This is a genomic window from Hymenobacter rubripertinctus, from assembly GCF_003583925.1.
In the GTDB taxonomy this organism is placed as follows: domain Bacteria; phylum Bacteroidota; class Bacteroidia; order Cytophagales; family Hymenobacteraceae; genus Hymenobacter; species Hymenobacter rubripertinctus.
In genome coordinates, this window is sequence record NZ_QYCN01000070.1 from 1 (window position 1) to 8,752 (window position 8,752).

Consider the following 8,752-nt stretch of genomic DNA (forward strand, 5'->3'; position numbering starts at 1 on the left):
TGGCGGCCCAGCGGATGAGGTTTGGGCGTGTGCACGGGCAGCAGGGGCGAGAGGCGCGCCCAGAGCGTATCGGAAATCGTGAATTCTTGCGTCGTGGCCATGCCGCGAAAGTACCACTTCTTTAACTCCTATTCGGATAGACTCTTAATACCACCGTGGCCGACCTGACGACCGGCAGCTTCTCGCCCGTGCTGAACGCGGCCTATAACACCTCGGCCAGCCCCAACCAGGTGACGCCCTTCCCCACGGTGTTCGGCTACGACCAGGCCCGCCTGGCCACCAGCCCCGCCACCACGTACGCTCCCTTCGACAAAGGCTGGTTCTCGCCCTCGGCCCCGACCAGCGCCCTGATGCCGACCGCCGGCTACACAGTGAACCTGGCGGGTGGCCAGACGGTGGACTTCGTGGGAGAGCTCGGCAGCGGTGACTTTACGCGCACCCTGCTGCGCGGGGCCGATGCTGCGGCCGGCTGGCAACTGCTGGGCAACCCCTACCCCGCGCCCTTGGACTGGAGCACCGTGCTTCCCGCCGACCGCCCGGACCTGGATGCGGCCCTGTACGTGTATGAGAGCACCGGCCCTTATGCCGGGCGCTACCGCAGCTACGTCAACAACATTGGCAACCCCATCATCCCACTGGGCCAGGCCTTCTTCGTGCGCGTGGCCGATGGCCAACCCGGCGCCAGCCTCACGCTGCGCAACCGCCACCGCCTCAGCAGCCCCGACGCCACGCGCCTGCTGCGTGCCGCCGCCGATACCCGCCCACAGCTTCAACTGGCCCTGCGCGGCCCCGGCCCGGACAACCACGACGTGACCCACGTATATTTTGAAGCCGGGGCCACTACCGGCGTAGATGCGGAGTACGATGCACCGAAGCTGCCCAACACCACAGGGCTGAACCTGGCTACAATGGCCGGCAATCAGGCACTGGCCGTAGCCGGCTGGCCCCTGCTCACGGCCGCCACGGTAGTACCCCTGCAAGTTGCGGTGCCCGTCGCCGGCTCCTACACCCTGGAAGCCGCGCAGCTGCTGAACCTGCCCCCCGGCACCCGGGTATACCTGCACGACGCGCAAACCGGCCAGCAGGTAGACCTGCACCAACAGGCCCGCTACAGCTTCACGCTCGGCACCACATCGGCCGGCGCGCGCTTCTCGCTGGTGTTCCGCCCCGGTAGCGTTACGGCCACGGCCAATGCCCAACTGGCTGCCCAGGCCACCGTGTACCCCAACCCGGCCCGCCAGCGCTTCACGCTCCGGTTACCCGCTACGGCCCACAAAGCGCAGCGGGCCACGGCCATCCTCTACAATGCGCTTGGTCAGCAAGTGGCCCGGCAGGAGCTGGCCGCCGACGCCACCGGCCTGTCCGCCACCTTCGACGTGCGGGCGCTGGCCGCCGGCGTATACGTGGTGCGCGTGACGCTGGAGAATGCGCAGTTCACCAAACGCGTGGTGGTAGAATAAGTGTAACCGATTCCGGCCCGGCCCTCGGGGCCGGGCCTTTTTACCTTGATTTGCTGATCTTCGATGAATAAGTACCTACCGTTTCTTTTGCTGGGCCTGGCCCTGCTGCTGACGGGTCAATCGGCCCAGGCCCAGGGTCCGGGGTCGGGCGGCCCCGCGCCCGACCCCAACCAACCCACGGCCGTACCCCTCGATGGCGGCGCATCGCTGCTGCTGCTGGCCGGCGTGGCCTGGGGCAACCGCCGCCTGCGCCGCGCTCCACGGCGCTGATGGTTCCTTTTTGTAAGACTGCAAAGCCGCTTCCACCTTCTGGAAGCGGCTTTGCAGTTTTTATCCGGCCGGGGCACCTACCGCGTGTTCAGCCCCGAAGCGCTACTTTTGGCTTCTCTTACCAGTTCTCCCGCCATGCCCGACCTCCACGGCATCCCCGTTCATGCCGACTGCCGCCACTTCCGGGGCGATATTCCCTGCCGCCCCAACAAGGAGCACGGCTACCAGTGCGCCGATTGCCCGGTGTACGTGCCCGTGCAACAGCGCATTCTGCTCATCAAGCTCGGAGCCATCGGCGACGTTATCCGGACTACGCCCCTGCTGCGGCGGCTGCGCCAGCAGTACCCGGACTGCTACATTACCTGGCTCACGCTCACGCCCGCCATCCTGCCCCAGGGCGGCGGCTGGATTGATGAGGTGCTCAAGTTCGATTTCGCCAGCGCCCTGCACCTGCTGGCCCGCCGCTTCGACCTAGCCATCAACCTCGACAAGGAAAAGGAAGCCTGCGCGCTGCTGCTGCAAGTGCAGGCCCCCCAGAAGTTCGGCTACACCCTGCGCGAAACCGACGGCGTGGCCTGGCCCGTGAACGAGCTGGCCCAGCACAAGTACCTGACCGGCGTGTTCGACCAGCTCAGCCAGCAGAACCAGAAACCCTACGTGCAGGAAATTTTCGAGCTCTGCGGCTACGAGTTCCGGGGCGAGGAATACGTGTTCGACACCCACGACGACAAAGGCTACGACTGGCCCCGGCTGCCCCAGGGCCGCCCCCGCATCGGTCTGAACACCGGCTGCGGCGACCGATGGACGACGCGCCTGTGGTCGGACGAGAAGTGGGTCGAGTTAATCGAAAAGCTGCAAACTGCCGGCTACGCGCCCGTGCTGCTGGGCGGCGAGGCTGAACACGAGCGTAACCAGCGCCTGCATGCCGCCACCGGCGCGGCCTACCTGGGCACCTTCCCGTTGCCCCAGTTCATCAACCTGCTGCACCAGATGGATGGCATCGTGACCCAGGTAACCATGGCCATGCACATCAGCATCGCCCTGCGCAAGCCCACCATCCTGATGAACAACATCTTCAACCCCCACGAATTCGACCTCTACGGCCGCGGCCAACTCGTGCAGCCCGATAAGCAGTGCATCTGCTTCTACCGGGGCACCTGCCAGCTGGGAGGCCCGGGCTGCATGGAAGATTTGCCAGCTGGAAAGGTGTTTGAGGCGGTGAAGGCAAGCGTGCTGGTGGGGTAAGTGCAAGCTAATAGCTCTTTTGAAATGAAGCTATCAGCTAGTAGCTCGCAGCTAACAGCTAAGTAGAAGCCACTTCCTTCAACGCCGCCACCATCACGTCCCAGGAGAATTCCTTCCGCTTCCCCTCCACCCCGGCCGTGAATTCCGTCTCCCGCTGGTGCTCGTAGAAATCCATCAGCGCATCGGCAATGGCCTGGGGGCTGGGCGGCACCACGTACCCAACTTCGCCGTTGGGAATGAGCTCAGCCAGCCCGCCGACGTCCGTGACCAGCATGGGGCGGCTGAAGTGGTAAGCAATCTGGGAAACGCCGCTCTGGGTGGCGTTCTTGTAGGGTTGCACCACCATATCGGCGGCGCAGAAGTAGTCCACTACCTGCTCGTTGGGGATGAAATCGGTGGCCCGGACGAGGCGGCTTTCCAGGTTGTGCTGTTGGATGAGGGCTTCGTAGGGCGCGGCGTCCTCGTAGTATTCGCCGGCGATGATGAGTTTGAGGGGTAGCGCGGCCAGGCGCTCATCGGCAAAGGCTTCGAGCAGAAGATCCAGCCCCTTGTAGGCGCGGATGAAGCCGAAGAACAGTAGGTAGCCAAACGCGGGATCAAGGCCCAGGGCCGCCAGGGCCTCGGGCTTGGGCTTGAGGGGGCCGAAGTTGTCGTAGAGCGGATGGGGGCGGTAGAGGGCGGGCTGCTGGAAGTGCAGGCGGCGCAAATCGGCCAGCACGGCCCGGCTCATCGTCACGAAGCCGTGGCAGGCCGAGAGGAAGTAGCGCGTGAGCGGCCGGTCGCCGGGGCGCTTTTCGTGCGGAATCACGTTGTCGGTGATGGCCACCACGCGGGTGTGGCCGTTGCGGGCGGCGAGGCGGGCCACCGTGCCCAGGGCCGGCCCCATAAACGGCAGCCAGAACCGGAAAATCACCAGATCGGGCCGCTCCCGGCGCAGCTTCTGCCCCACCTTCCACCACGAAAGCGGGTTCATGGAGTTCAGGCTGACTTCAATATCCAGATCCTCGGGGGCGGGGCCGGTGCTGAACTGGGTCTGGCCGGGGAACAGGAAATCGGGGTACTGCAACGAAAACGTCACGAGGCGCACCTCGTCGCCGGCCTCCTGGAAGGCCCGGGCCAGCCGCTCGTTGTAGGTGGCCAGCCCGCCCCGCAACGGATACGCCGGCCCGATGATAACTACTTTCATGGGGGATACGGTAGCAAACACGTATCATCCTGAGCAGCGCGAAGGATGACACGCGGGTTTAATTCTCTTTCAAATTCAGCCGCTCCTTTACCAGGTAATCGTTGCGGTTGTCGCCGTTGAGCTGAATCATTTCGGCCAGGAAACCGGCCAGGAACAGCTGCACGCCGATGACGACGGCTACCAGAGCCAGGAAAAACAGCGGCTGGGCCGTCACGTCGCGGGAGAGGTAGTTGTGCCAGGACAGCCACACCTTTTCCCCCACCAGCCAGAGCGTAATCAGCATTCCGAGCAGGAACGAAACCGACCCCAGCGCTCCGAAGAAGTGCATGGGCCGCCGCCGGAACCGGCTCACGAACGTGATACTCATCAAATCGAGGAAGCCGTAGACGAACCGCTCCAATCCGAATTTGGTGGTCCCGTACTTGCGCTCCTGGTGCTGCACCACCTTCTCACCAATGCGCCGAAATCCGGCCCACTTGGCAATAACGGGGATGTAGCGGTGCATTTCGCCGTACACCTCAATGCTTTTCACCACCCGACTGTCGTAGGCTTTGAGGCCGCAGTTGAAGTCGTGGAGGGGAATGCCCGAAATCCAGCGGGTGGCCCCGTTGAAGAGCTTAGTGGGCAGAGTTTTGCTCAGCGGGTCGAAGCGCTTCTTCTTCCAGCCACTCACCAGGTCGAGGCCGTCCTCGGTAATCATGCGGTAGAGCTCGGGCAGCTCCTCGGGCGAGTCCTGCAAGTCGGCGTCCATGGTGCACACTACCCGGCCCGTGGTTTCCTTGAAGCCCACGTTCAGGGCCGCCGACTTGCCGTAATTCCGGTTGAAGCGGATGCCGCGCAGGTGGGTATTGGTGGCCGCCAGTTCCTCCATCACGGCCCAGGAGTCGTCGGTGGAGCCGTCGTCAATCAGGATAACTTCGTAGGTGAGCCCGTGCTGAGCCAGCACGCTGTGAATCCAGCGCGTGAGCTCGGGCAACGACTCGGCTTCGTTGAGCAGGGGGATGACGATGGACAGCTCAACGGGGAAATGCTGCGGCAGGCGCTTACTCAAACTCAGGGCGGGCATTTTTGGTGAAGGCGGAGATGACGAGGGCGAGCAGGAAAGCGAAGAAAGCGGAAGCCAGGATACCGAAAACGATACTCAGCGGGCCGGTAGCCATCATCTTGCTGGTAAATGACATGGCCTGCTCCACTTGCTCATCGCTCATCCCATCGGCTTCGAGCTTGGCCCGGGCGGTTTCGATGGCCCGCTGGGTGTACTCGGCATCCACGAAGTTGACGTAGATATAGCGAAACACGCTGCTCAGCGTGCCAATCACGGCCCCCATAATAGTGGCAATACCGAGGCCCTGGCCGTAGCTCATGAAGCCGCCGTGGTTCTGCTTAAAATATTTGTGAGCCAGCACAATGCCCACAATCAGGATTCCAAACGTTACGAACCCCAGAACCGGTTTCTGCTCCAGTCCCGTGGCCATCAGAACCAGGGAGTAGATGACCGTGACAATACCGATCAGCAGGCCGTAGCGGATGGCAACGGAAGCAGGCGTGACGGCGGCGGGCGTAGTGGTGTTTTCCATAGCAGGTGCAAAGTAGGTGAAGGATGGTTGATGACCGGAAGGTAGATTATTTCCGCAAAAACACCCCGCCCGGAATACTCATTACCACTCCCAAAAGCAACTTCTTGGTAAACTCATCCTGGGCGAACCCCACCGCATTGGTGGCCAGGTTGCGCAAGGTGGCCTCGTATTGCTGGGGGCCGTTGGCCTGTTTCAGATACATGGCCTTGCTGGCCTCCAGCATGTGCCGGGCCTCCGCCAGATGCTGCTCAATGAGCCCGGGACCCGTCAGCCGCGAAAACGTGTAGAGGCCCAGCGCGGCCAGCAGCGCGGCAACCACCGCCGTCAGCACCCCGGTCCCGACGGATTTCCCCAGCCCCGGCCCCTTCGGCACGTAGTAGCGGCGCAGCAGCAGCTGGCTGGCAATGGCAGCAATAGGCGGAAAGAAATCCGACAGGGTGCGCTTAGGGCCGTAGGGGTTATTGTCGCTCACGTAGAGGAACAGCACCCAGGCCACGCACAGGGCACCGGTTATAGCTCCGCACACCAGAGCAGTGCGCACGACGGGGTTGGGAGTTGCAGCAGGTGATTCCAAGGCAGAAACGAACGAAAGGCCGCAAGATACGCGCTAACCCCGCAATATGCCCCAATGGCCCTTGTGCCCGCTCGCGGAAGTTTGGGTTCAGCGCTGCACTCAGGCGGCTACGGCAGCGGACGGAGTCGGCCGGCGGTTCCAGCGCAGCAGCAACGCTTCCAGCAGCAGGCAGACCAGCGCCCCCCAAATGCAGTAGCGCCACAGCGGCACGCCCACCCGGGTGGCTTTGTAGCGGGCCGCCGCCGTTTGCCCGGATCCCGTGGCGTACACCTGCACGTTAGGTCGATTCGGCCCCACCAGCTGGCGGAGTTCGTCCACGGAATAGCTCGCCAAATCCGACTCGCGCTTATCGAAGTTGAAGGCCACCGTCGTGACCGGTTTGCCGGCCTGTTGCAACGTGTAGAAACCGGGTTGCCGCAGTCCCGGCGGCACTTCGAGGCGCAGAAGCCCGCCCTGCTGCCGATGTACCGGAATAAAGCTCAGGCTATCCTGTACTAGGCGGTAAATGGTTTCCGGCCCCTGGGGAGCTAAAGCAGGCAGGCGCACACTAATACTTTGTTGGTTGAGCCGGTAAGCCGGTTGCTGCTCCTGCTGGTAGCTCTGCATCGCCAGCCGATAGAGCACGGGCACGAACAACGGATGCCGGGTGAAATCGGAGTAAGGCGCACTGAAAGGCGCTGAAAACACGTACACGGTGCCATTCCCACTGGGGAAGCCCGCCAGGTAGCTTTCCCCGTCGCGCAGGCGCATGATTTCTGTGCCCGTCCGGGACCAGCGCAATACCGGAGCCACTTTGGGCATCCCGGCCCGCACGTTGGCCCCCGCAAATACATCCCGGAAAAACGGATTTTGGGCACTGGGCAGCGCCACTTCCTGCACGACCGGACCGGTAGGCGGCACCGGCTGCCACTGCACCGGCCCCAGACCCAACTCGCGGAACAGTTGCCCATACGATTCGTGGCTGCTCGCATTTGCCGTGGGCACCACCACCAGACTAGCGCCCTGCTGCACCGCCCGCCGCAGGTTTTCCCTCAAACCGGCACTCAGCGTTGGCACCTCCCGCAGAATCAGGAGGCTGCCCGTTGTCAGCTTGCGGTAATCGGCCGCCTGGGCGTTGCTGTACGAGTAGCTGAATAGCGGTTCGTTGCCGTACAGGCGCTGCAACTGTTCCGCCGTTGCCACTTCCACCACCTGAATCTGCTCGGCAGGTTGAAGGGTGAAGTAATAAGTATTATCAAAATCCACGGGAAAGTCCTCGACCTCCACCCGGCATTGCTGCACCTCACTTCCCCCAAGCCGAACCCGCACCTGGGTACTGGCACTCTGGCGAGCCGGCACAGAAACCTGGAACGTAGCCGCCTGCTGCGCCCCCACAAATAGCTTTACCTGGGAATTTTCCGCAGCCTGTTCTCCACCGTTGCGCAAGCGGATATGCAGCCGCAAATCCACTCCCGTCCGCACAAAGCCATCGTCCAGCCAAACGCTGTCTACGAAAATATTGGCAGCACTTTTCGGCGCAGTCGGCACCAGAAATATTTGGCGGGTAGAGTCCAGCTTGTCCAGGTCGAGGGAGGAGAAGCCACTTTTCTGGAAATCAGAGAAAATGAACAACGGGCTATTCTTACTGACCCGTCCTCCCTGCTGCGAAACCAAGTACGGGGCCAGCCCACTCGTCTGCCCGCTAACATCTACTTTCTCAACGGCACTCCGGAAAGCCGCATCGCTCAACAGCTCCGGCGGGCCAGGCAGCAGGTTAAACCGGGTCGTGGCTGGGAAAGCCAGGGGTAAGTCCGCAGCTTGTTCCACGGCCTGCTCCAAGACGGCTTGATCATTCGCGCCGGGTTGGCGCATACTAGGCGAGTTGTCCACGAGTACCTGCACCACTCCGGCGACGGCGCTTTGCTGCGGAGCCGGAATATAGGGTTGCGCAAACAGCAGGACCAGAAACACCAGCAGCCCAATCCGGGCAGCCAACACGAGCAGGTGTTTGAGTTTGCGCTGCCGGGCTGTTACCAGTTTCACTTCCCGGATAAACTCCACATTGGAGAACAAAATCCGTTGGGGCTTGCGCAACTCGAACAAGTGGATAGCAATGGGAATGGCCACAGCCAGCAACCCCAACAAAAACCACGGATACGTGAATACCATGCAGTACGAAGAGTAAGACCGTGAAGATAGACACAAAAAACGCCCAGCAGGGTACCCAACATACTGGCCATGCTCACGGAATGCCTGACCAAAGCACAACAGGCTCATTTCCTCAGCAAAATTTGGCGAAGAAACGAACCCAGGCTACTCCCAGAGGCCCTTGAGTTGCCTCCTGGGCCGGAATCAGGTTAATGCCGGGCCGGGCTGGGGCGGGTTCTATAAACGCAAGAAGCCCCGCGCATCCATCCCGGGTGAAGGGGACTGGACGCCGCGGGGCGACTTGTAGATAAGG

At 62.4% G+C, this 8,752-nt stretch carries 8 protein-coding genes; 3 read left to right on the forward strand and 5 right to left on the reverse strand.

All coding sequences use genetic code 11. The annotated features are described in order from the left end of the window. Positions 1–155: 155 nt before the first annotated feature. The 3 genes from D0T11_RS21165 (at position 156) to D0T11_RS21175 (ending at position 2,975) form a co-directional block, all read left to right on the forward strand. A complete protein-coding gene (locus tag D0T11_RS21165) occupies positions 156–1,460 on the forward strand; it encodes a T9SS type A sorting domain-containing protein (protein ID WP_119657805.1) in 1,305 nt (434 codons plus the stop codon). A gap of 63 nt (positions 1,461–1,523) precedes the next feature. After that, positions 1,524–1,730 carry a PID-CTERM protein-sorting domain-containing protein gene (locus D0T11_RS21170; RefSeq protein ID WP_245991102.1) on the forward strand — a complete coding sequence of 69 codons (207 nt, stop codon included), beginning with the start codon at positions 1,524–1,526 and terminating at the stop codon, positions 1,728–1,730. A 51-nt stretch (positions 1,731–1,781) separates the two neighbouring features. Further along, positions 1,782–2,975 (forward strand): glycosyltransferase family 9 protein, encoded by a 1,194-nt coding sequence (locus D0T11_RS21175; RefSeq protein WP_147374780.1) that lies wholly within the window; start codon positions 1,782–1,784, stop codon positions 2,973–2,975. A gap of 58 nt (positions 2,976–3,033) precedes the next feature. Here D0T11_RS21175 and D0T11_RS21180 read toward each other — a convergent pair whose 3' ends face one another. The 5 genes from D0T11_RS21180 to D0T11_RS21200 all read right to left on the reverse strand — a co-directional run bounded on the left by D0T11_RS21180 (position 3,034) and on the right by D0T11_RS21200 (position 8,460). Next, positions 3,034–4,161 (reverse strand): glycosyltransferase, encoded by a 1,128-nt coding sequence (locus tag D0T11_RS21180; protein ID WP_119657807.1) that lies wholly within the window; start codon positions 4,159–4,161, stop codon positions 3,034–3,036. 58 nt (positions 4,162–4,219) lie between these two features. Next, complete coding sequence (locus D0T11_RS21185) at positions 4,220–5,212, reverse strand: glycosyltransferase family 2 protein (RefSeq protein WP_119657812.1); 993 nt, start codon at positions 5,210–5,212, stop codon at positions 4,220–4,222. Then, positions 5,205–5,738, reverse strand: coding sequence for a DUF4199 domain-containing protein (locus D0T11_RS21190; protein WP_119657808.1), 534 nt, complete (start codon positions 5,736–5,738; stop codon positions 5,205–5,207). The genes D0T11_RS21185 and D0T11_RS21190 overlap by 8 nt, the downstream gene beginning before the upstream one ends. A 46-nt stretch (positions 5,739–5,784) precedes the next feature. Continuing rightward, entirely contained in the window at positions 5,785–6,279 is a 495-nt protein-coding gene (locus D0T11_RS21195) for a DUF4199 domain-containing protein (RefSeq protein WP_182888553.1), read from the reverse strand. Positions 6,280–6,411: 132 nt separating this feature from the next. After that, positions 6,412–8,460, reverse strand: coding sequence for a BatA domain-containing protein (locus tag D0T11_RS21200; protein ID WP_182888554.1), 2,049 nt, complete (start codon positions 8,458–8,460; stop codon positions 6,412–6,414). Positions 8,461–8,752 lie beyond the last annotated feature (292 nt).